Raw genomic sequence first — 24,599 nt, 5'->3', positions numbered from 1 at the left:
AACGTCCCACTCCCCTTCGGCCTTCGTGCCCTCGCGCTGCGCGACGTTCGTCGAGACGAGAAAAGGCTGCCGAGGAGAGCTAGGCGGACGGGGCCGATGGCCCCACGCCGTCAGGCGGCCAGCTGTCCACACCGTCCTCCAGCGGCACCCGCAGGCTTCGCAGCAACGACGCAACCATCCGCCACGCCCCGATCGCCGTTACCAATTCAATCAAAATTGTTCTGTCAGCACCTAATTCGCGTTCACAGGCTGCCCAGTTCGCATCACTGAGTACGCCATCGCGCACCACGTCGTCAGTGGCGGCGAGCACGGCCCGCTCGGCGGGACCGAACCCGTCGTAAGCCGGCCAGTCCCGCACCCCCAGTAGGTCTTCGGCCGACACGCCCAACCGCGATGCGACGCGCCAATGCTGGGTCCACTCGTAATCGCATTCGGTGAGCCAGCCGATACGCATGATTACCAACTCACGTAGCCGCCGGTCTAGGGCGCCGTGCCACAGCATCATGGCCAGCAGGTCGTTGACCACCCGCGCCAGCGGCGGATGGTTCAACAGCGTCTGAAAGATGCTGAGTTCGGCCATATAGTCGGGAACGCCCGCTTCGTCTGCTGCGGCCTTGGCCTCGTCCACGGGTAGCAGCGGTATACGGGCCTTGCTGGACTGGGTCATGGTGTAGGACTCTCGGTTGACGACGCCGTCGTATTCACCGCAATGGTAGCCAGCGAAGAGAAGGTGACCTTGATGATCGAACTGCTGTCGGACATGCCGGACGGCGTGACGGGTGTGCGAGTGTCGGGCCGGCTCAGCGGCAACGAACTGCGCGACGCCCGCCCGGCGATCGAGGAGCGGCTGAAAACCGGTGATGTTCGGATCCTCGAGGTTATCGAGTCCGACTACGAGGGGTTCGGCCCCGGTGGGTTCGCCGAGGACGTGAAGCTCGGCCTGGGCCTCGTCATACCGCACCATTCGGCCTTCAAACGCATCGCGGTCGTCACCGACAAGGAGTGGGTCACCCACACGCTGCACGCGCTGGCGTGGATGGTGCCTGGCGAGCTCAAGGTGTTCGGCCTCGACGAATTGGCGAGCGCGAAGATTTGGGTGACGGGCTGAGACCAGCCCTGCCAACCTGCGACGGCCGGCCTTTTCCGGCGCGTTGATCCGCCGCCGAGCGCGACTGAACAGGAAAGATGACCTCGAAGCCGGGTGCTGCGCCCGGCTACGACGAGGTGAGCGACAGTGTTGGACCACAGCCCGGCCACGCCGGTAGCCGTTATCGGCATGGCCTGCCGCCTTCCGGGTGGTGTCGATTCGCCCGAGAAGTTCTGGCGGGCACTGCTGCGTGGCGACGACCTGGTCACCGACATTCCGCCGGATCGCTGGGACGCCGACGAACTCTACGACCCCGAGCCGGGCATGCCGTGCCGATCGGTGTCGCGCTGGGGCGGCTTTCTGGACGACGTCACCGGGTTCGATCCCGAATTCTTCGGTATCAGTGAGCGCGAGGCCACCGCGATCGACCCGCAGCACCGGTTGCTGATGCAAACCTCGTGGGAAGCCGTCGAGCACGCCGGCATACCACCGAAGTCGCTGGAAGGCTCATCGACCGCAGTGTTCGTCGGACTGTGCCACGACGACTACACACACGTCACGAACGCCGCGGGTGCGCTGGGTGACGCGTATGGGTTCACCGGCACCGCAATGAGCATGGCGTCGGGGCGGGTGTCCTATGCCCTGGGACTGAGCGGGCCGTCACTCACAGTGGACACCGCATGTTCGTCCAGCTTGGTCGCGGTACACATGGCGTGTCGCAGTCTGCATGAAAAGGAGAGCGACCTGGCGCTGGCCGGCGGCTGCATGGTGATGCTGGAGCCTCAGCTGTTCGCGTCCGCCTCTGGTCAGGGCATGCTCTCGGCCACCGGGCGGTGCCGCAGCTTCGACGCCGACGCCGATGGCTTCGTCCGTTCCGAAGGCTGCGCCGTGCTGCTGCTGAAGCGACTGCCCGACGCGGTACGCGACGGCGACCGGATCCTGGCCGTATTGCGCGGCACCGCGACCAATCAGGACGGCCGCACTGACACCATCACCACCCCATCGCTGGACGCGCAGGTCGCCGTCTATCGCGCGGCGTTGACGGCGGCCGGGGTCGACGCCGACACCGTCGGCCTCGTCGAGGCGCACGGTACCGGCACGCCGGTTGGTGATCCAATCGAATTCCGCAGTTTGGCAAGGGTTTACGGACTCAACAGGGCATGCGCGCTGGGTTCGGCCAAGAGCAACCTCGGCCACACTGAGGCCGCGGCCGGTGTGGTCGGGATTATCAAAGCCGTGCTGTCGCTGCAGCATGGCGTGTTTCCGGCAGTGGCGCACTTCACCCAGCTACCCGAGGAACTCACCGCGCTGGACACCGGGCTGTTTGTGCCGCGGTCAATCACACCATGGCCCGGCGCCGGCCCGCGCCGCGCTGCGGTGTCGTCCTACGGAATGTCGGGGACCAACGCGCATGCCATCCTCGAGCAGGCTCCGGTCTCTTTTTCAGCGAAGGCAACCCAACCGCGAATGCGCGCAGCCCAGTCACGCTTGGGGTCGGAGAACCAGCGGGTGTTCACCATCTCCGCCAGCTCAGCTTGCGCGCTGCGCGAGACCGCTCGCCGACTTGCGGCCTGGGTCGACGAAAACCAACCGTCAGCAACCGATCTCGCGTACACACTGGCTCGCAGGCGCGCCCACCGGCCGGTGCGCAAAACCTTGATCGCTAGGGATAGCAACGAATTCACAAGCGCACTAATCCAATTCGCCGACAGCGACGATCCGCTTCGCACCGCCGTCGGGCTCGACCACCACGGACCGGTGTGGGTGTTCTCCGGGCAGGGCTCGCAGTGGGCGGCGATGGGCGCACACCTGCTGGCCACCGAACCGGTCTTCGCCGCCACCGTCGCCGCCACCGAACCCCTGGTCGCTGCCGAATCCGGCTTCTCAGTCGCCGAGGCCATGACAGCGCCACAGACCGTCACAGGCATCGATCGGGTGCAACCGACCCTGTTTGCCATGCAGGTCGCGCTGGCCGAGGCGTTGCAGGCATACGGGGTTCGGCCCGGCGCGGTGATCGGTCATTCGCTGGGCGAAGTATCGGCAGCCGTTGTGGCGGGCGCGCTTTCGCTCGCGGACGGCGTCAAGGTAATATGCCGCCGGTCCCGATTGTGCACCAGGCTGGCCGGTGCCGGCGCGATGGCGGCGGTGGAATTGCCCGCCCCGCAGGTCCGCGAGGAACTCACGCGCAGCGGCGTCAAGGACGTCGTGATCGCCGTGGTCGCCGCGCCGCAGTCCACGGTGATCGGCGGCGCGACCGAGTCGGTTCGCCGACTCGTGACCACCTGGACAGAGCGCGACGTCCTCGCCCGCGAAGTCGCCGTGGATGTCGCGTCGCACACCCCGCAGGTAAACCCGATTCTCGACGAGCTGGCCGAGGCGCTGGCCGACCTGAAACCGCAGACGCCGCAACTCCGCTACTATTCGGCGACCCTGTTCGATCCGCGCGAGCAGCCGCGGTGCGACGCGGGCTACTGGGTGGACAACCTACGGCACGCGGTGCGGTTCTCCGCGGCCGTCAAGGCGGCGTGCGAGGATGGCCACCGGGTGTTCGGCGAGTTGTCACCGCACCCCTTGTTGGTGCGCGCCGTCGAGCAGACAGCGGCCAGCCTGGACGTGCCGGTGGCCGCCATCGCCGCCATGCGCCGCGAGCAGCGGCACGGGCTGTGTGATCTGGTGGGTGAACTGCACTCCGCGGGTGCCGCTGTCGATTTCGCGGTGCTGCATGCGAACGGCCGACTAGTCGATGCGCCGCTTCCGGCGTGGGCGAACCGTCCTTTGTTGCTCGACGTACGAAAGACCACGCAAAACGCCAATACCGTCGCAGCACACCCGCTTCTCGGTGCGCATGTCCGGCTCAGGGAGGAGCCGCCGCGGCACGCCTGGCAGGCCGACATCGGCACCGCAGCGTTGCCGTGGCTGGCCGATCACCGGATCAACGATGTCGCCGCCGTCCCGGGCGCGGCGTTCTGCGAGATGGCCCTGGCTGCGGCCGCGGCGGTATTCGGCGATCGTAGCGAGGTCCACGACATCAGCTTCGACAAGATGTTGTTGTTAGACGAAGAAACACCAGTCGGAGCCGTCGCCGTCGTCGAACCTGACGGCACCGCCAGGTTCGCCGTCGAGACCGACTTCGACGGCGAGAAAATCAGGCGGGCCACCGCCACCCTGCATCGCAGTGAAGATGACAGCCCGCCGCGTGCCCTTGACACGAACATCTTGTTGGCCAGGCACCCCTGCCGCATCGACGGTGAACAAGTGCGAGGGTGGTTCAGCAACCGAGGAATTCAGTTCGGCCCCGGTTTCGCAGGTCTAAAGGCCGCGCATGTTGCCGACGGGCTGACCAACACAGTTCTGGCCGAGCTGACACCCCCTCGTCCGATTCGCACCCAGCAAGCCTGCTACATGATGCACCCCGCGCTGCTGGACGCCTGCTTCCAATCGGTCGCCGCGCATCCCGCGCTCCGAGGCCGACAACACGCGGGTTTGTTGTTGCCACTGCGAGTGCGCAGGCTGCGGGTCCACGCCCCCACCAACACAGCCCGCTACTGCCGCACCACGGTGACGGCGTGTGGCACCGACGTTCAAGCCGACATCGACGTCCTCGACGATCGCGGGAACACGCTGCTGACCGTGCGTGGACTTCTGATGGGCACGGGCCGATCCGAGGCCGATGATCGTGAGCGCCTCCTCAGTGAGCGTCTACTGGAAATCGAATGGAACCGACGCGAACTAGTCCAGGTCGCAGCAACAGCTCAAAACTGGTTGCTGGTAAGCCTTTCCCCCGATCATGACGAGCCGTTCACCGCCGGGCTGTCCGGCGAGTTGTGCCGACTCGACACCCAGTGCACCACCCTCTCCTGGCCCGGCGATCCGGCGGACCTGCGTTCCCGGCTCGCCGAAAAAGCTTTCGACGGCGTGGTGGTCGTCGCCGCGCCCGACATCGAGGATCCGCTGGGCACTGGGCAGATCCGCGACCTAATCCACATCGCCCGCGAACTGCCCCATGTCCGCGGCGCAGCGCCCCGGCTCTATCTCGTGACCCGCAACGCCCTACAGGTCACCGACGGTGACGCCGTCAACGTCAGCCACGGGGCCCTGCGCGGACTGTTGCGGGTGATCGGCGCCGAGCACCCCTACCTGCATCCCACTCAGATCGACGTCGACAATCAGACGAACTCCGCCATGGTCGCCCACCAGCTGCTCTCCGGCACAAGAGAAGACGAGACCGCGTGGCGCAACGACCAGTGGTGGACGGCCCGCTTGCGCCCGGCCCCGCTGCGGCCCGAGGAACGCGCCACCACCACCGTGCACGGTTGCACGGCGGGCCTGCGGCTGCGCATCCGCACGCCCGGCGACCTGCAGTCCATCGAGTGCGTCAAGGTTGACCGCACACCGCCGGGCCGCGGGCAGATCGAGGTTGCTGTCAACGCGTCCAGCGTGAACTTCGCCGATGTGCTGGCCGCATTCGACCGCTACCCCGACTTCGACGGTCGGCGGCCGGAGCTGGGGCTCGACTTCGCCGGAGTGGTGAGCGCGGTCGGGCCCGATGTCGACGAACACCGGATAGGCAGCCGCGTCGGCGGCATGACGCCCGGCGGCTGCTGGGGCAGCTATGTCACCTGTGACGCCGCGCTGGCCGCGCCACTTCCGAAAGAACTGAGCGACGCTGCCGCCGCGGCTGTCACCACCGCGGCGGCCACCGCCTGGTACGCCCTGAATAACCTGGCCCAGATCCGCGCCGACGACAGGGTGCTCGTGCACTCCGCCACCGGCGGTGTCGGCCAGGCGGCGATCGCGATCGCCCGCGCCTTCGGCGCTAGGGTCTATGCCACCGCAGGCAGCCCATGGCGTCGAGAAAAACTGCGCGACATAGGAATCCATCATGTATACGATTCACGCAGCACCGAATTCGCCGAGCAGATCCGGCACGACACCGACGGCTGCGGCGTCGATATCGTCCTGAATTCACTCACCGGTGCGGCCCAGCGCGCCGGAATCGACGTGTTGGCTTTCGGCGGCCGGTTCATCGAGATCGGTAAGCGCGACATCTACGGAGACACTCAACTGGGACTGTTCGCGCTGCGGCGCAACATCTCGCTACACGTGGTGGACCTGGCGCTAATGGCCCGCACCCATCCGCGGCGGGTCCGCGCACTGCTGGATGAGGTGTACCGGCTCACTGCCGACGGCACCCTGCCCGCACCGCAGCGCACCCACTACCCGGTTACCGACGCGGCCGCCGCGGTTCGCGCGATGAGCGCCGCCGAACACAGCGGAAAGCTCATCCTGGACATTTCCCCCGGCGCCGCGGCGGAGGTGGTGGTCCCGCCGGAGCAGCTGCCGGTGTGTCGCCCCGACGGTTCCTACCTCATCACCGGCGGCCTAGGCGGACTCGGACTGTTCCTCGCCGAACAGCTTGCCGCCGCCGGCGCTGGCCGAATCGTGCTCAGCTCACGCACGAAGCCCAGCCAAAAAAACCTGGAGACAATTGAACTCGTTCGCACCACAGGCGCCGACGTGGTGGTCGCGTGCGGGGACATCGCCCACCGCGGAACCGCGCAGCGTCTGGTAGCCGTAGCGACGGCAACGGGCCTGCCGCTCAAGGGCGTCCTGCATGCGGCCGCGGTCGTCGAGGACGCGACCCTGCCCAACATCACCGACGAACTGCTGGAAAGGGACTGGACCGCCAAGACGCATGGCGCGTGGAATCTGCACCACGCCACCGCTTCCGCACCGCTGGACTGGTTCTGCTTGTTCTCCTCCGCGGCAGCCTTGTTCGGGTCCCCCGGGCAGGGCGCCTACGCGGCGGCCAACAGTTGGCTGGACAGCTTCGCCCACTGGCGGCGCGCTCAGGGTTGGCCGGCTACTGTGATCGCCTGGGGCGCTTGGGCCGAGATCGGCCGCGGCGCGATCCTGGCCGACACCGGTGACACTACGATGATCACCCCGGACGAGGGTGCGTACGCTTTCCAAGCCCTGCTGCGCCACACCCGTTGCTACACGGGCTACACGCCCAGCCGAGGCTCGCCGTGGCTACAGGCACTGGCCGAACGCAGCCCGTTTGCCGAAATGTTCCGTGCCGGGCTGAACACCGGATCCCGCCATAACGGGTCCCAACTGCACGACGAACTGATTAAGCTGCCGGGACACGAACGGCCGAGTTTGCTCAGACGTCTGATCTCCGATCAGGTCAGCCAGATCCTGCGGCGCGGCGTCGACCCGGACCGGCCGCTGTCGGACTACGGCCTCGATTCGCTGGGCAACCTCGAGTTGCGCACCCGCCTTGAGACGGAGACCGGAATCCGCTGTAGTTCCACCGACATCACCACCGTGCGCGACCTGGCCGACCAACTGTGCCAGAAACTCACACCCACCCAAGACGCTCCGGTCTCAATGTGACGATCTGACGGCCACAGCAAATACCCTGATTGCACGCGGTATCGGAAGGGAGCGAAAACTTGGTCGTCGTGGGCCATCTGGGTCTGGGGACAATCACCGACTGGATTCCTGTTCCCGGTGTCTCCTGGACCTGGTGTGCCACACCGGCTTCCATTCAAGCTGCGCGGCGAGCACCGAAAAGCACTGTGCCTCCCAGCTACGTCCAGGCCCGGCATCTGAAGGGCTTCCGCGAACGGCAAGCACGTGGGTTGGACATGTCACGGTTGCTGGTGATGGCCTTCGATATGCCCGGTGAATGCGACATTCGCGCGCTGACCTACGTTTTCAACGCCCACCTGCGTCGGCACGACACGTACCGTAGCTGGTTCGAATTCGTCGGGGCCGGTCCCACCGCGACCATCGTGCGGCACACCATCGGCGATCCTGCCTCCATCGAACTCGCCGCGGTCAACCGCGGCCAGATGTCGCCCGCCCAGTGGCAGGAGCATTTATTGCAAACGCCGAGCCCGCTGCAGTGGGACTGTTTCCGGTTCGCGATCATCCAGCGCGACGATCACTTCACCGTCTGCATCAGCGTCGATCACCTACACGTCGACCCGATGTTCGTCGGCGGCGTCTTCTGGGAGATCCGGGCAATGTACAACGAGTTGATCGATGGTGAAGGGCCGCTTGCACTTCCACCCGCGGGAAGCTACGCCGACTATTGTCTACGCGAGCGCGACTACACCTCGGCGCTGACGCTGCGATCCCCGGAGGTACAAGGGTGGATCGAGTTTTTTGAGCACAACGACGGCGCACTGCCCCAATTCCCGCTCCCACTGGGCGACACCGCACTGTCCACCAAGGGTGAGTTGCTGACGCTACGGTTGCTGGACGCCCGTCAGACAGCCCGATTCGAGGACGCGTGTAGCGCTGCCGGTGCTCGCTTCAGCGGCGGGGTGTTCGCCGCGACGGCCCTCACTGAGCACGAATTGACTGGTGCGCCTACCTATTACGCGGTCACACCGATCGGGACCCGAAGCACGCCCGCGGATTTCATGACGACGGGATGGTTCATCGGCCACGCTCCGTTTGCAGTTCCGGTTGCCCCGACGTTCGGCGAGACCGCCCGTGGCGCCCAGAGTGCGTTCGACGCCAACACCCACCTCGCCAAGGTGCCGTTCGAGCGGGTTCTGGAACTTGCGCCCTGGCTGCGCCCTCCCCCGGCCCACTCCGGTTTTCCCATGTTGTCGTTCCTAGACGCCGGGGTGCCGCCGTTGTCTGCGATGGTTGCCACGCAACTGAGCCAGACGAACACCCGGGCTTTCAGCGATGGCCGGATCGCATCGCGAGTTTGCATGTGGGTCAACAAATTCCACGAGGAGACCACGATCACCGCCTCATTCCCGAGTAATCCGATCGCCTACGAATCGGTTGCTCGGTATCTGGAAACGATGCGATCGGTGTATGTACGCGCGGCCGAGGGCCGATCACTGGCACCGCAATGCCAGCTACAGTCGCAAATACCTGGCTAGCCGATCGAGAATTACCAGTCGATCTCCGGAATCAGGCCGAATTCGGCGAATGTACTCAGGATCGCCTCCTGCAGGCCCTCTTTCGTGTTTGGCCGGCCAAGTAGATAAGCGGAGATTCGGATGAAGACCTGGCCGCGATCGCGGCCACTGACGAACAGCAGTTGCCCACCCATGCGCTCGAGGGTGCTCATCTTCATTCCGGGTTCGAACGGTCTCATGTGCGCATGGTCGGCATCGGTACCGTCGGGTCGGTTGACCGCGGGCGGCAGGTCGCCGATGTTGGAGACGGTGACGGGTAGCGACGGACCACCCGCTGCCACTCCGGCCAGCCTCCTGGCCACGCGCTTTGGCGTCATGGCTGTCAATGGCAGCGGCGCCAACCACTCGTTGTCTGCGTCGTCCATCGCTTCGAGGATTGTTTGCGTGATCCTGTGATGGACGTCCCGCAGGTCCGTTGCTGCGTGTGTGGGATCGACGGCCACATCGACTGCGGTGATGGCATTGCCACGCGTATCGCCGTCGGTCCGTAGGTTGGCGACCAGTCGTAGCGTGACAGACCCGTCGTCAGTCACGCGGCCCATCCGTACCGCAAGTCTGCATGCGACACCTGCCACAAGCGAGTTGCCGCTTGCGCCAAGTTTTTTCGCGCGGGTATCCCATTCCGCCAAATCGATGCGCGCGGTCAGGGCGGGCATCTCCACCGCCTGATCCCCGACGCCCGCGGTTCTCCGCGCGGGTGGTGCGGTTTTTATCGAGGAGGTGAGCTGTTTGCGGTCTCGTCGCGCCCTTCGAGCTACGGCCGCCAACGCGTGGCCAACAGCGGGCAGTTCTTTGACGGTTTGTCGCAAATCCTCACGCAATGCCTGTCTGCGGGTGCGCGACCGCGCGGGCGGGTACCTCAGCTCGTGCGTTTTGCCTTCGGCCGCTTCGGCGATCGCCTGGCCGAATCCGATCGCGTCGACGACCGCGTGAGAGACCACCAAACTGACGGCTGTCCCGCCATCCTCCAGGGGCAGCACTCCAAGATGCCAGCCGGGTCCCCATTCGGGGTCGATCGGTAGGCGTGCCCGCTCGTCGGCCCACGCGCTCACGTCGGCGCGTCGGCGCGGCGTCGTCGCGATCTCGAGGTCGGGCAATCTGGGAGCCAACACCCAACGGTCCCGCGCGAACGGTATCGGCGAGCGCTCGACGGTACGGCCAAATGGTCCGGATCCGAGGTTGCGGTGGAACCGCCGCAGCCCCTCCATGTCGGCGCCACGGTCGTATATCCACGTAACTTGAATCAGTGCGCCGTGAACTGCTCGCGTGGCAAGAAATGCCGCTTGATCGAGGTAGGCGAGCAGGTTGTCCACCGGCTCGGCCCCGCGTGTGGCGAGCTGACCAGCTGGGATGGTCGGCGTGGCGACGGAGGCAAGCTGGCTTGCCAGGTGGTTGGCGAGCACGCCGGGAGTGGGGTGCTCGAACACCAGGTTCGCCGGCAGGGTCAGCCCGGTTTGGGCGGTCAGCGTGTTGCGCAGCTCCATGGCCGTTAGCGAATCAATGCCAAGGTCTTTGAAGGCGGTCTCGGTGTCGAGGCTGACCGGATCGGGGTGAGCCAACACGGTGGCGGTGGCCCGCGCGACAATGGTGGTCAGCGTTTGGAGTCGCTCTTCGGCCGTCTGGCCGACCAGCTTCTCCCTGAGTCCGTGGGCGTCACCGCTGGATAGCGCGCTACTGCTTTCACTGGTGTTCACACGTGGCGCCAGTTCGGTCAGCAGCGGGTGTAAACGTCGTGCGGTCAGGGCGGGCACGAATCGGTCCCAGCTGACATCAGCCAGGGTGATCAATGTGTCGTCTACCTCGATGGCCTGTCGCAGTGCGGCCAGCGCGGTCGTGGGTGGGATCGGGTTGATCCCGATTCGCCGGAAGGAGTCGAGAACCTCGGCCGGCATGTTGCTGGCTTCGTCCGCCCAGAGTCCATACGCCGGTGCCACCGCCCTGCGTCCGTTGCAACGCAGGCGCTCGGCTAGCGCATCGATCGCGGCGTTCGCGGCAGCGTAGGCGCCCTGTTGTGCACCTCCCCAGGTCGCTGCCGCTGACGAGAACAAGATGAAGGTTTCCGGTTCGTCGTCGAGTAGTTCCACCAGGTTGATGGCGCCACCCACCTTCGCCGCACAACTGTCGGACAGTTCTTCAGCGGTGGTGTCGGAGATGGAGTTCCATCCGATGGCTGCCGCGGCGTGCACCACGGTGCCGATGGGTCCGTAGATGCTACGCAGGTCAGCCAGAGCGTCGGCCAAAGCGGACCGATCGCTCACATCGACGGATACCGATGCGGTGGTCACCCCACGTGCTTGGAGCTCCGCTTCCAGTTCCGCCAGTTGTGGATCCGCTGTCGCGTTGCGACTCAACAACAGCAGAGGGTTGGCGCCAGCGTCGGCAAGCCAGCCGATCAGATGCTTGCCTAGGCGTCCTGTCGCACCGGTGACCAGGGCCGCTCCCGATGGTTGCCAACCGCCCCCTCGCGCCAGTCGTTTTGACGGGAGCGGAGCTTGGACCAGCCGGCGCGCACTTATACCGTGTGACCGGATCGCAAGTTGGTCTTCTTTTTGCGGACAGCTCAGGATCGCGTACAGGGACTCGAGGTCGCGCGGTGTCGACTTGGGCGGAAGGTCGATCAAACCACCCCACTGGTCTGGATCTTCAAGACAAACCGATTGTCCCAGTCCCCAAGCAGCGGACTGGGTCGGATTGGGTGGACCGTCGTCGGTGGATACCGAAACCGCGCCACGGGTAATCACCCACAACGGGATTCCGAGACCGGCATCGCCATGCGCTTGGGCCAGGAGAAGTGTCGCGGTCAAACCGGCGGATATGCTCGATGGATCCGGATGCACTTGCGCACCGGCGGCCAGGAACGAAACAACGCCGTCGCAATGTGCAGCCGCCGTACGCAGCAATGCGGCCAGCGACTCTCTGCCGACGGCGCTGCGGTCAACCGTGTGCACGTCAACAGCATCTGGATAGCCTGCGGACAAACCGGTGATCCAGTCGTCTTCGATCTGATCCGGGAAGGCCAGCACCACCCAGCGACGACGGGTCAGACCGAAGGTGTTCGGGGTGACGGCTCGCCAATCGACTCGGTACCTGAGTTTGTCTGCCGCCGTTCGCGCACCGGTATCGTAGTGCCACCGCCGCAAGGCGCGGACAACATCTCCCAACGCTGCCTCGTCCTGCGTGCCGTCCAGTTCCAGTAACTGGGCGAATGCGTCGACCCCGTCATTGTCGACGGCCTTCCAGAGTGCGTCGTCGGCAGCATCGCTCACGGCGGAGGTGGTAGGCGTGGGCGTCGCCCAGTAGATCCGGTGCTGAAAGGCGTAGGTGGGCAGCGCAACTGTTTGGGCGTCGGGGTATAGATTCCGCCACATCGGCGAATGCCCATGGTTGTGCAGCTGGCCCAGCGTGGTGGCCAACGTTTCCAGGTCGGGACGGTCTCGGTGCAGCGGGGTGAGTACCGCCGAGCCGGGCCGATCAGCGGTTCCGCCCAGCGTGTCGGTGATTGCCGCCGCCAATACCGGGTGCGGCGAGATCTCCACGAAGAGGTGTTCTCGGCGGTCCAATAGATGAATGACGTTGTCGTGGAACCGGACTGGTTCACGCAGATTGCGATACCAGTAGTCGGCGTTCATGACGGTGGTGTCGAGCGGCTGATCCGAGAGCATGCTTTCCACGGTCGAGTACAGCGGAATACGTGCGGGCTGCGCGGTCAACCCAGCCAGGTCAGCCACGAGCTGGTCACGCAGCCGCTGTACCTGACTACCGTGGGATGCGTAATCGACTGCGATAGGCCGTATTTGGATGTTGTCACGTGTGCAGAGCTCGGTGAGTTGCTCGAGCGCGGCGCGATCTCCGCTGACAATCGTGTGCGACGGCCCGTTGACCGCGGCGATGCTCAGCGCACCGTCCCAAGATTGCAACCGCGGGCGTACTTCCTCGGCCGGCAGCACAATCGAGGCCATTCCCCCGCTGCCCGATAGCACGGTCAGCGCCTGGCTACGCAGCGCGGCAATCTTGGCGGCATCGGCAAGCGAAAGTGCCCCGGCGACGTAGGCGGCAGCAATCTCACCCTGCGAGTGTCCGATCACCGCATCGGCGACGATCCCGTACGCGGCCAACGATTCCGCGAGCGAGACCATGATCGCGAACAAGACGGGCTGGACCACGTCGACGCGCTCCAATGACGGCGCCGCGGGATCCTGCCGCAGGACGTCGATCACCGACCAGCCGGTGAAAGGACGCAATGCAGCGTCGCACCTGTCGAGGCTGCGCGCGAAGACGGGCAGCTGTTCGTAAAGGTCCAATCCCATGCCCGGGTACTGAGCGCCCTGGCCCGGGAAGACGAAAACCGTCTCGGCGCCCAGCTGATGTGCAGGATTGTGATGTTTCGCCAATCGGGGGTGCGGCAGGCCGACGGTCAACGCCTCCAGGCCGGAGAGCAGATCCTGACGGGGATCCGCGCTCCCCCGGTAAGAGGCGATAGTGGCCCGATATGGGTGTTGGGTCCGGGTGCTAGCCAGGCTGTAGGCCACGTCAGCCAGTCCAAGTTCGGGATGGCTGCCCAGATACTCGCGCAGCCGGTGCGCCTGGGCGGCCAGTGCCTGAGGACTGCGCGCGGACACCGGCCACACCAGCAGCGGGTCCAATACCGATGACGCCGCCGCGGGGCCGGCGGACGTCTCCGGCGAGACAGGCGACTGTTGGACGATAATGTGCGCGTTGGTGCCGCTGATCCCGAACGATGAAACCGCCGCGGTGCGCGGGCGACCGGTATCCGGCCACGGCACCGACTCGGTGAGCAAACGGACCGACCCGGCCGACCAGTCGATGTATGGACTGGGTTCGTCGACATGCATTGTCGGAGGCAAGAAGTCGTGGTTGACCGCCTCGACCATCTTGATCAGGCCGGCGGCGCCCGCGGCTGCCTGGGTGTGGCCGATGTTGGACTTGACCGACCCCAGCCACAGCGGCTGATCGGCATCCCGGTGCGCCCCGTAGGTCGCGAGCAGGGCCCCGGCTTCGATCGGATCGCCCAGCGTCGTTCCGGTACCGTGCGCCTCCACGACGTCGACCTCGTTAAGCCCGACACCGGCGTTGACGCCCGCCTGACGGATCACGCTTTGCTGGGCGGGTCCGTTAGGGGCAGTCAGACCATTGGACGGACCGTCCTGGTTGATCGCGGATCCCGCAATCACCGCCAGCACTGGGTGATTGTTGCGCTGGGCGTCGCTGAGCCGCTCTAGCACCAGCACCGCTGCCCCCTCGCCCCAGCCGGTTCCATCGGCGCCGGCCGCGAACGCTTTGCAGCGTCCATCGAGGGCCAGACCACGCTGCCGGGCGAACTCGGTGAACACCATCGGAGTGGTCATTACGGTGACCCCACCCGCCAGCGCCAGGCTGCTCTCTCCGTTGCGCAGCGATTGACACGCAAGATGCGTGGCCACCAACGACGACGAGCACGCGGTATCCACGGTGATGGCCGGGCCCTGCAATCCCAGCGCGTAAGCGACTCGCCCGGACACCACGCTGGTGGACTGCCCGGTCATGGCGTATCCCTCGGCGCCGTCACTGCCGTCCGCGCCGTAGCGCTGTGACCAGGCGCCGACGAACACGCCGGTCTGCGAACGGCCCAACGTGACCGGGTCAATTCGGGCGGTTTCCAGCGCTTCCCAGCACACCTCCAACAGCAACCGCTGCTGCGGATCCATGGCTTGGGCCTCCCGCGGCGAGATCCCGAAAAACTCGGTGTCGAACCCACCTGCCCCGGCCAGAAATCCGCCCACACGGGTATACGTCTTGCCCACCGCATCGGGGTCGTCGTCGAACAGTTCGCTCAGATTCCAGCCCCGGTCGGTCGGGAAGCCGCCCATTGCATCGGTGCCGGCGGCCACCAGATCCCACAGCGCCGCCGCCGAATCGACTCCGCCCGGAAACCGACAGGCCATTCCGACCACAGCCACTGGCTCGTTGACCACCTCCCGCGAAACCACCGCCGGAGCCTTGGCGACCGACCCGCTTAGTAGCTCTCCCAGATAGTCTCCGAGTGCCGCCGGCGTCGGATAGTCGAAGGCCAACGTGGGCGCGAGTTCCAGCTCGGTGGCGGATTTGAGTCGGTCCAGCAACTCGGTGGCCTTCACCGAGTCAAAGCCCAGGTCCTGAAATGCGCCCTCGGGGTCGATGTCATCTGGACTCGCTAGGCCCAAGACCGCGGCGGCCTGCGCACAGACCACCCCCACCAGGAGGTCGTGCTGTTGCTTGCGGAGCGCGCGCAGCCGTTGGGCCAAGCCTGAATTCGCGTCCTCGCGCGCATCGGTTTCCTGAGCCGCGCGCTGCGGCGGACGGGAAAGGTGCGCATCTATGCGAGTGAATTCGTCGTGCTGATACCGCTGCAGACACTCTCTGCGCCTGACCTTGCCGCTGGTGGTCAGCGGGATCGAGTGCGGACCCACCAGGACCAGATCCGCCACACTCAAGCCGTGCGCCTTGGCGATCGCCGAGGTGAGTTTGCGCTTTACGCCGGTGATCTTCTGTGTCGCGGCCTCTTCGGAGTCGGCACGCACCTTGAGTTCGACGATGGCCACCAGCTTCTCGGTGCCTGCATCGTCGGGCACCGAGATCGCTACGCATCGGCCCGCGCTGATCTCCTGGATGGTCGCTTCGATGTCATCGGGAGAGTGGTTGCGGCCGTAGACAATCAGGAGATCTTTGATGCGACCGATGATGAACAACTCGTCGTCGTACAAGAAGCCTAGATCACCGGTTCGCAGCCAGGGGCCGGTCGGTGTTCCGGCGGAGGGGTCCACGAGCGCAGCGCCGAACGTGCGTTCTGACTCTTCGGGTTTCTGCCAATAGCCGGTCGAGACGTTGTCACCGTGCGTCCAGATCTCCCCGACCGTCCCGGCCGGGCACTCGATCCTGGTCTCGGGATCGACGATGCGCACGATCGGCGACCGCGGCGTACCGTAACTGACCAGCGGTGTGCCCTCCCCGGTCGGGCAGGACGTCGCGTGGCCGGCGGTCAGTGCCGCAGAGTCGAAATACACAACCTCTGGCGGTTCGGCCTGCTCGCGCGTCGCCACGTACACGGTGGCTTCCGCGAGGCCATAGGAAGGCCGCAACGCTTTGGGGTCGAGATTGAAACGCGCGAATCTCTTAGCAAAGCGCTCAAGCGTCGCTGGTTGGACCCGTTCGGCCCCATTGAGGATGTTGCGGACGTGCCCGAGGTCCAGGCCGGCCAGGTCGTCGTCGGACGTTTTCGCGGCCGCCAATTCGAAAGCAATATTCGGGCCTGCCGTAAACGGCCGAGTAGCCGAGGCCACCAACTGCATCCATCGCGCCGGGCGCTGCAGGAAGGCCGGCGGGCTCGCGAGCACTGCGGGACACCCGACGACGAGCGGAATACCAATGCCCACAATCAAACCCATGTCGTGGAACAGCGGCAGCCACGACACCACAGTGGTGTCCGGCGGAGCGACTCCGCCTTCGTCGCGGAAATAACTGGACAAGATCTGTTCGATGTTGACCAGCATGTTCTTATGCGAGATCTCAACGCCCGCCGGTGTGCGGGTCGAGCCGGAGGTGTATTGCAGATACGCAATTTCTGGCAGATCAATTGTGTCGCTAGCGGGTGCAATCTCGGCATCGAGATCTAGCAGGTCAAGTTCGATCAGTGACGGCGCCGACTGGCCCGGTTCGATGCACTCGGCGACGCTGCCAGCCACAGCAGAGGTGGTGAGAATCGACGTCGGTGCCGCGTCAAGCAGGACCGCACTAGCTCGTTCGTCACTGGCGCCGCCTTGCGGAGCTGACAACGGGACGGCAATCTGACCCGCCTCCATCGCGCCCAGAAAAGCGATGACGTAGTCGAGGCCCTGCGGCGCCAACACCACGGCTCGATCGCCTGGGGACCCGCACTGCTTGAGCTTCTCAGCGACGTTCAGCGTCCGCCGGTACACCTGCGACCACGTCAGGCTTTGCGCCACACCTGCCGGGTCCTGCTCGTAATCAATGAAGGTGAACGCGGTCTCATTGGGCCGCTGACCGGCACATTTATGCAGCACTGCGGGGATGGACGCCTCAAGCACGGGCTCGACGATACCGCGATGGCCGTACCCGCGTGAGCAAAGCTTTGATCTAGATTCTGTCCCTAATTAAGGGGCCTCGGCCACGTCGCCGCTACCCTCGTGCCATGTGACGCAGCCCGGCAGAATACCGACATTGCAGGCGAAAGCCGGTGTCGTGCAAAGAAATCAGACGCAAACACACCCGGCGGCGGATTGATTCATCACGACTGCCAACGTAATCAATTGCGTCAGTCCAGAAATCGGTGGGCGGCCACCGTCCCAGCCGCAACCACGCGCAACTTGCCAGCCGGCCCGACGACATCGCCCAATCTGCTTTCCCGCACTACGTGGAGTCGGAGGTCGCGGAGTGCCGCATGCCCCGGAGTCGCAGCGGAGGACTCGGACGGACTCGGACGGACTAGAACGGACAAGAACACACGGCCCCGGCAGCCGCCGGGGCGCACATACGATCCATTGGGGCTAGTTTGATAAAAATTTCCCATTCCTGCACGCGCTGTTGCAACAACGCCTAATATCCGAAACCAGGTGCAACAGTGTGGTGCTGACCGGCCGCATTCCTGGCCCCTCGCGGGCCGGGTGAGTCGGTCGCTCGTTTGAGCCTTAGCAAACTCGAGGTTAAGAGCTCTCCTTATTACAATGTGTTTTAAATCACAGGCGTGCTCCCGTGCCCACCTTCCACCGGTATCGCGGCCCTCGCGCGCTACGCCGACACCACCCAGGTCCTGGTCAATCGTGTACTACTCTGCCGCACAACGTGAGTGGCTTCCCAGGTGGGCCGCCGCGGGGGCAGGTGCAGTGCCCCAAATGCTCTGTCGACGTCTCGTTTCGGGTCCAACGGGCCAGAAGTCGCGAGCCCGGTCCGCTGTTAAATTTTTGTACGTTCGCACGATTTTTCCACACGTGCGCAGTGGAGCAGTTACGCTTTGAACGCATCAAGTTCGAGAGGCCGCTTCGCTACGGGGGTCGATGGGTCACTGGTTGCGGTGCTGCAAGGTTGCAGCACCCATCACAGCCCAGCGAAATTCCTAAAAGCCCTGATAAGAGGGTGCGGCGGTGATAGGAACTTGGAGATAGGCAGAAAGGTGAGGGTTGGTGGATAGCGCGGGCGTCACTCCGGTTGCTGTCATTGGGATGGCTTGCCGGATGCCGGGGGGCATCAACTCCCCTGAGTTGCTGTGGGACGCGTTGCTGCGCGGCGATGACTTGGTCACAGAGATTCCCCCCGACCGCTGGGACGCTGACTACTACTACGACCCCGAGCCCGGCGTACCCGGTCGATCGGTGTGCAAGTGGGGCTCTTTCCTCGATGACGTCGGCGACTTCGATCCCGACTTCTTCGGGATCAGCGAAAAAGAAGCCATCGCGATGGACCCGCAGCAGCGACTGCTGATGGAGACCGCGTGGGAAGCCATGGAGCATGCCGGCCTGACCAAAGACACCATCGCCAAGCAGACCGGCGTCTTCGTCGGGCTGAACTACGGCGACTACCAGTTCGTGCAGATTGCCTCGGACGCCTTCGACGGACCGTACGGAAACCCCGGCACCATCTTCAGCATGGCTTCTGGCCGCATCTCGTATGCGCTGGGCCTGCACGGGCCCGCGTCCACGATCGACACCGCTTGCTCGTCCGGACTGTTCGCGGTCCACCAGGCCTGCCGCAGTCTGCAGAGCGGCGAGTGCGACATGACCTTTGCGGGCGGCGTGAACGTGATGCTGGAACCACGCAGGTCAGCTTCGGCCTCGGCGGGCGGCATGCTGTCGGCCACCGGACATTGCCACGCATTCGACGCCAAAGCAGACGGTTTCGTTTCCGGCGAGGGCTGCGCTGTGGTGTTGTTGAAGCGGCTCTCGGATGCCCAGCGCGATGGCGACCGCATTCTGGGTGTTATCCGTAGCACCGCCGCCAACCAGGACGGCCACACCGTGAATATCGCCATGCCGTCCGGCGATGCGCAAGCCGCCCTGTACCGCCAGGCCCTGCAGGCGGCGGGCGTTGAACCCGCCAGCATCGGCATGGTCGAAGCACATGGCACCGGCACTCCGGTCGGTGACCCGATTGAATACACCAGCCTGTCAGAGGTGTACGCCGTCGGTAACAAGTGCGCCGTCGGCGCATCGAAGACAAACTTCGGCCACACCCAGGCTGCCGCCGGGACCCTGGGGTTGATGAAAGCGGTACTCGCCGTTCAGCACGGCGTCGTCCCGAAGAACCTGCACTTCGAGTCCCTCCCGGAGAACCTCGCCAAGATCGAGACCGGGCTCTTCCTGCCGGTCGAAAACCTGGAATGGCCGTTGCAGGGTGACGGCCCGCGGCGTGCGGCGGTGTCGGCGTGGGGTATATCCGGCACCAACGTGCACGCGATCGTCGAGCAGGCGCCCGAACCGCCGTGCCCCAACGGGGTGGCCGCCAGCCCGAGCAGCGACGACACATTGCTTATTCCGCTGTCGTCGTCGTCGGCAGAAGGACTGCGGCACACCGCGTCGCGCCTGGCAGATTGGGTCGAGACGCACGCGTCGGAGTTCAGTGCGCGGGATCTCGCCTACACCCTGGCGCGCCGTCGCGGGCACCGGTCGGTGCGCACGACGGTGTTAGGGAGCAACACTTCGGCTCTGGTGGCGGCCCTTCGTGAGGTTGCCGACGGCGACGCCCTGTACCCCGAGGTCGTGGGTCAGGAGGAACGCGGTCCGGTCTGGGTGTTCTCCGGGCAAGGGTCGCAGTGGGCTGCGATGGGAGCGGACCTGCTGGCTAATGAGCCCGTCTTCGCGGCGACCATCGCCGAGATCGAACCCCTGATCGCCGCGGAGTCCGGCTTTTCGGTCACCGAAGCGATGACAGCGCCCGAGAAGGTGGCGGGGATCGACCGTGTGCAGCCGACGCTGTTCGCGATGCAGGTCGCGCTTGCGGCAACGATGAAGTCCTACGGCGTGCAACCGGCCGCGGTCATCGGCCACTCGATGGGTGAGTGCGCCGCGGCCGTCACCGCTGGCGCGCTGTCACTGCAAGACGGGACACGCGTGATCTGCCGCCGTTCCCGGCTGATGACCAACATCGCCGGCTCGGGGGCGATGGCATCGGTGGAGCTGCCGGCTCAGCAGGTGCTCTCGGAATTGATGGCCCGCGGTATCAATGACGCGGTTGTCGCAGTGGTCGCCTCGCCCCAATCCACTGTGATTGGTGGCGCGACGAACAGCGTTCGCGAAATGGTCGCAGCCTGGGAGGGTCGCGACGTGATGGCCCGCGAAGTGGCTGTCGACGTCGCGTCGCACTCGCCGCAGGTCGACCCGATTCTGGATGAGCTGTACGACGTGCTGGCCGAGATCGAGCCATTGACCCCCGAGATTCCTTACTACTCGGCAACCTCGTTCGACCCGCGCGAGGAGCCGTACTGCGATGCCAACTACTGGGTGGACAATCTGCGCCACACAGTGCGTTTCTCGGCCGCGGTGCAGGCCGCGCTGGAGGACGGCTACCGCGTGTTCGGCGAACTGTCGCCGCACCCGCTGCTGACCCACGCGGTGGACCAGACCGCGCGAAGCCTCGACATGACGGCCGCGGCACTGGCCGCGATGCGTCGCGAGCAACCTCTTCCCGCTGGACTACGCAGTTTTGCCGGCGACTTGTTTAGCACCGGCGCCACCGTCGATTTCTCGGTGATCTACCCCCACGGCCACCTGGTCGACGCCCCGCTGCCAGCCTGGACCCACCGCACGCTCATGCTCAGCCGCGACGGCCACAGCTCCCGCGCCCTGAGTTCCAGCGTCGTCGTGCACCCGCTGATGGGTCAACACGTGCGCCTGCCGGAAGAGCCCGAGCGCCACGTGTGGCAGGGCGAGATCGGTACCGATGCGTTGCCGTGGCTGGGCGACCACCAGGTACACGGCACGGCGACCCTGCCGGGTGCGGCCTACTGCGAGATGGCGTTGGCCGCGGCCCGCGAGGTCTTCGGCCAAGCAGCCGGGGTGCGCGACATCCGCTTCGAGCAGATGTTGCTTCTCGACGACGAAACCCAGGTCACCCTGACCGCGACCGCGGATGTGCCCGACGCACTCACCTTCGTCGTCGAGACGAACGAGGACGGGGTCCCCGTGCGCCGCGCCTCGGCGGTGTTGCAGGCGGTAGACGGCGACAACCAACCGGACCCGCAGGACCTCGATGCGCTGAGGGCCGCGCACCCGAGCCAGGTTCAGGGGACGGACCTGCGGGATGCCATGGACCTCTGCGGAATTCAGTACGGACCCGCATTCACCGGTTTGGCAGTTGCCCACACGGCCGAGGAGACCGGCACCTCGGTCCTCGCGGAGATCGCGTTGCCGAGTGTCATCCGTACGCAGCAAACCAACTACGACGTCCATCCGGCACTGCTCGACGCATGCTTCCAGTCGGTGGCCGCGCACCCGAGCGTCGCAATCGCCAGCCTCGGCGGTTTGCTGTTGCCGCTGGGAGTTCGTGAACTCCGGACTTATGGACCCGTCCACACGGCCCGGTACTGCTACTCCCGGGTGACCGCGGCGACCGGCGGAGCCGTCGAAGCCGACCTCGACCTGTTGGACAAGCAGGGCGCGGTCGTCCTTACCGTTCGTGGACTCGAGATGGGCACCGGAGTCTCCGCCAGTGGAGAGCGGGCGCGCCTGTTGGGCGAGCGGCTACTCACCGTCGAGTGGCAACACCGCCAACTGCCCGAGGTGGCGACCGCGGACGCCGGAACGTGGCTGGTCGTCAGCACCGCTGACACGGCCGATCTGTTGGCCACCACCCTGACCGACGCGATGAAACTGCATGACGCGGAATCGACGACGCTGGCCTGGCACGAAGACGGCGACCATTCGGCGATGGCCCAGCAGCTGCGCAACCAACTTGACCGCGGTGGCTTCACCGGGGTGGTAGTTCTCACCGGGTCACCCACGGGCGACCCGGATGATGATTCGCCTCGCCGCGGCGGAAACGCCGTCCGGCACCTGATCCGCATCGCCGCCGAGCTGGCGGAGGTCCAGGGTGAGGCGCCGCGGCTGTGTGTCGTCACACGGGGTGCGCAGCTGGTGCTGACCGGTGATGCGCCGAACGTGGAACAGGGTGGACTGCGTGGGGTTCTGCGGGTCGTGGGCGCCGAGCACCCGCACCTGCACACCACCCACATCGACATCGACGAGCAGACCGACGCCGAGCAGCTAGTCCGTCAGCTGCTGCTGGCCGGAACCGACGAGGACGAGACAGCGTGGCGCGACAACGAGTGGTACACCGCTCGGCTATGCCCCTCGCCACTGCGCCCCGAGGAGCGCAAGACCACCATCGCGGCGCACGAAACCGGCGGTGTTCGGATGCAGATCCGCACACCCGGTGACCTGCAGACGATGGAGTTCGCCGCATTCGACCGGGTGCCACCTGGCCCCGGACAGATCGAGGTCGCGGTTTCAGCGTCGAGCATCAACTTCGCCGATGTCCTGAATGCGTTCGGCCGCTACCAGAGCCTTGACGGGATTCTGCCTGCGCTCGGAACCGATTTCGCCGGTGTCGTCACGGCGGTCGGAGAGGGAGTCACCAATCACAAAGTGGGTGACCACGTCGGCGGCATGTCACCTCTCGGCTGCTGGGCCACCTTCGTCACCTGCGACGCCCGGTTGGCCACCACGTTGCCCGACGGCATGACCGACGCCCAGGCGGCGGCGGTGACCACTGCCCATGCCACCGCTTGGTACGGCCTGAACGACCTGGCCCGCATCAAGGCCGGCGACAAGGTGCTGATCCACTCGGGCACCGGCGGCGTGGGACAGGCCGCGATCGCGATCGCGCGGGCCGCCGGGGCCGAGATCTTCGCGACCGCGGGCAGCGAACAGCGTCGACAGTTGTTGCGCGACATGGGCATCGAGCATGTGTATGACTCACGTACGGCCGACTTCGCCGAACAGATCCGCCAGGACACCGACGGCTACGGCGTGGACATCGTGCTCAACTCCGTCTTCGGAGCCGCTCAACTCGCCGGCCTGAAATTGCTGGCTTTGGGCGGGCGCTTTGTCGAGATCGGTAAGCGCGACATTTACGGTGACACCAAGCTGGGCCTGTTCCCATTCCGCCGCAACCTGGCGTTCTGGGGCGTGGATCTTGGTGTGATGTCGGTGAGCCACCCACAGCAGGTCAGCGAGATCCTGAGCACGGTGTACCGGTTGACCGCCGAAGGCAAGCTTCCGATGCCCGAAGCGACGCACTACCCGCTCGCTGAAGCGGCCACCGCGATCCGCGTGATGAGCGGCGCACAACACACCGGCAAGTTGATCCTCGACATTCCGCGTGGCGGACGCAGCAGTGTGGTCCTGCCCCCGGAACAGGCACCGGTATTCCGCCGGGACGGGTCGTACATCATCACCGGCGGCCTGGGTGGCCTCGGACTGTTCCTGGCCGAGAAGATGGCCGCTGCCGGTGCCGGTCGAATCGTGCTGAGTTCTCGGTCGCAGCCCACGTTAAAGGCTTTGGAGACAATCGAACTCATCCGTTCAATCGGGTCCGACGTGGTCGTCCAGTGCGGCGACATCGCTCAGATCGAGACGGCCCACCAGTTGGTGGCGACGGCAACCGCGACCGGGCTTCCGCTGCGTGGCGTGCTGCACGGGGCTGCCGTGGTGGAGGACGCTGTGTTGACCAACATCACCGACGAGCTCATCGAGCGCGACTGGGCTCCGAAGGTGTACGGCGCCTGGAACCTGCACAAGGCCTCTGCCTCGGCAGAACTGGATTGGTTCTGCTCGTTCTCATCGGCAGCCGCCTTGTTGGGTTCACCCGGCCAGGGCGCGTATGCCGCCGCGAACAGCTGGCTGGATGCCTTCACCCACTGGCGTCGCTCTCAGGGGTTGCCTGCCACCTCAATCGCATGGGGCGCATGGGGCGAGATCGGCCGCGGCGCGGACTTCGCAGAAGGCACCGGCTCGGCGATCGCTCCCGACGAGGGTGCGTACGCGTTCGAGGCTCTGCTGCGGCACGATCGGGCTTACTCCGGCTACAGCCCCCTCATCGGAACACCGTGGATCGAGTCGTTCGCGGCGCGGAGCAAATTCCTGGAGATGTTCAAGACCGCCGGCGACAAGCGTTCTGGCTCAAGCAAACTGCGGTCGGAGTTGTCCGAGCTGCCGGTCGACGAATGGCCTGGCCGGCTGCGGCGTCTGCTGTCCGAGCAAATTGGATTGATCCTGCGCCGAAACATTGATCCAGACCACCCGCTGTCCGAGTATGGGCTGGACTCGCTGGGCAACCTCGAATTGCGCACGCACATTGAGGCGCAAACCGGCGTGCGTATCACCTCCGCTGACATCACGACGGTTCGCGGACTTGCAGATCACCTCGTGGAGAAAATGGCACCCAAGGAAGGCGCGCCGGCGTGACCTGATCTGCAGCGAAATGACTTGTCCTGTAGGACTTTTAGCATAGGAGGAAACCGTGTTCATAGGTGGAGGGTCTGAGCACGACAGCCTGCGAGTTGGCAACGCATACGA

The 24,599-nt window shown here is 65.5% G+C and carries 6 protein-coding genes; 4 read left to right on the top strand and 2 right to left on the bottom strand.

Annotated elements, in window-relative coordinates; all coding sequences use genetic code 11:
* Window positions 1-79: 79 nt before the first annotated feature.
* Window positions 80-667, bottom strand: coding sequence for a carboxymuconolactone decarboxylase family protein (locus H0P51_RS12630; protein WP_180918378.1), 588 nt, complete (start codon window positions 665-667; stop codon window positions 80-82).
* A 72-nt stretch (window positions 668-739) separates the two neighbouring features.
* Here H0P51_RS12630 and H0P51_RS12625 point away from each other — a divergent pair, with 72 nt between their 5' ends.
* From H0P51_RS12625 to H0P51_RS12615, 3 genes are all read left to right on the top strand, one after another.
* Window positions 740-1,108: a SpoIIAA family protein gene (locus H0P51_RS12625; protein ID WP_180918377.1), complete on the top strand. Its 369-nt coding sequence runs from the start codon at window positions 740-742 to the stop codon at window positions 1,106-1,108.
* A gap of 168 nt (window positions 1,109-1,276) precedes the next feature.
* Window positions 1,277-7,486 carry a sulfolipid-1 biosynthesis phthioceranic/hydroxyphthioceranic acid synthase gene (pks2, locus tag H0P51_RS12620; RefSeq protein ID WP_246398797.1) on the top strand — a complete coding sequence of 2,070 codons (6,210 nt, stop codon included), beginning with the start codon at window positions 1,277-1,279 and terminating at the stop codon, window positions 7,484-7,486.
* Between the two features lie 68 nt (window positions 7,487-7,554).
* The gene (locus tag H0P51_RS12615; protein ID WP_281374044.1) at window positions 7,555-9,000 is read left to right on the top strand and encodes a condensation domain-containing protein; all 1,446 of its coding nucleotides are present in this window, start codon (window positions 7,555-7,557) and stop codon (window positions 8,998-9,000) included.
* An 11-nt stretch (window positions 9,001-9,011) separates the two neighbouring features.
* On the opposite strand, the gene H0P51_RS28940 is transcribed toward H0P51_RS12615, so the two are convergent.
* Window positions 9,012-17,120: a type I polyketide synthase gene (locus tag H0P51_RS28940; protein ID WP_180918375.1), complete on the bottom strand. Its 8,109-nt coding sequence runs from the start codon at window positions 17,118-17,120 to the stop codon at window positions 9,012-9,014.
* 1,131 nt (window positions 17,121-18,251) lie between these two features.
* On the opposite strand from H0P51_RS28940, the gene pks2 (H0P51_RS12605) reads away from it, so the two are divergent.
* Window positions 18,252-24,488 (top strand): sulfolipid-1 biosynthesis phthioceranic/hydroxyphthioceranic acid synthase, encoded by a 6,237-nt coding sequence (gene pks2 / locus H0P51_RS12605; RefSeq protein ID WP_246398793.1) that lies wholly within the window; start codon window positions 18,252-18,254, stop codon window positions 24,486-24,488.
* The last annotated feature ends 111 nt before the right edge of the window (window positions 24,489-24,599 follow it).

This window comes from Mycobacterium vicinigordonae (genome assembly GCF_013466425.1).
GTDB lineage: Bacteria > Actinomycetota > Actinomycetes > Mycobacteriales > Mycobacteriaceae > Mycobacterium > Mycobacterium vicinigordonae.
The sequence above is the reverse complement of the archived record's forward strand: the minus strand, read 5'-3'. Positions and strand labels throughout refer to the sequence as shown.

Bases quoted from the DNA above. Each gene is read 5' to 3' on its own strand.
- pks2 (WP_246398793.1), top strand. From the start codon at position 18,252: ATGGCTTGCCGGATGCCGGGGGGCATCAACTCCCCTGAGTTGCTGTGG.
- pks2 (WP_246398797.1), top strand. From the start codon at position 1,277: ATGGCCTGCCGCCTTCCGGGTGGTGTCGATTCGCCCGAGAAGTTCTGG.
- H0P51_RS12630 (WP_180918378.1), bottom strand. From the start codon at position 667: ATGACCCAGTCCAGCAAGGCCCGTATACCGCTGCTACCCGTGGACGAG.
- H0P51_RS12625 (WP_180918377.1), top strand. From the start codon at position 740: ATGATCGAACTGCTGTCGGACATGCCGGACGGCGTGACGGGTGTGCGA.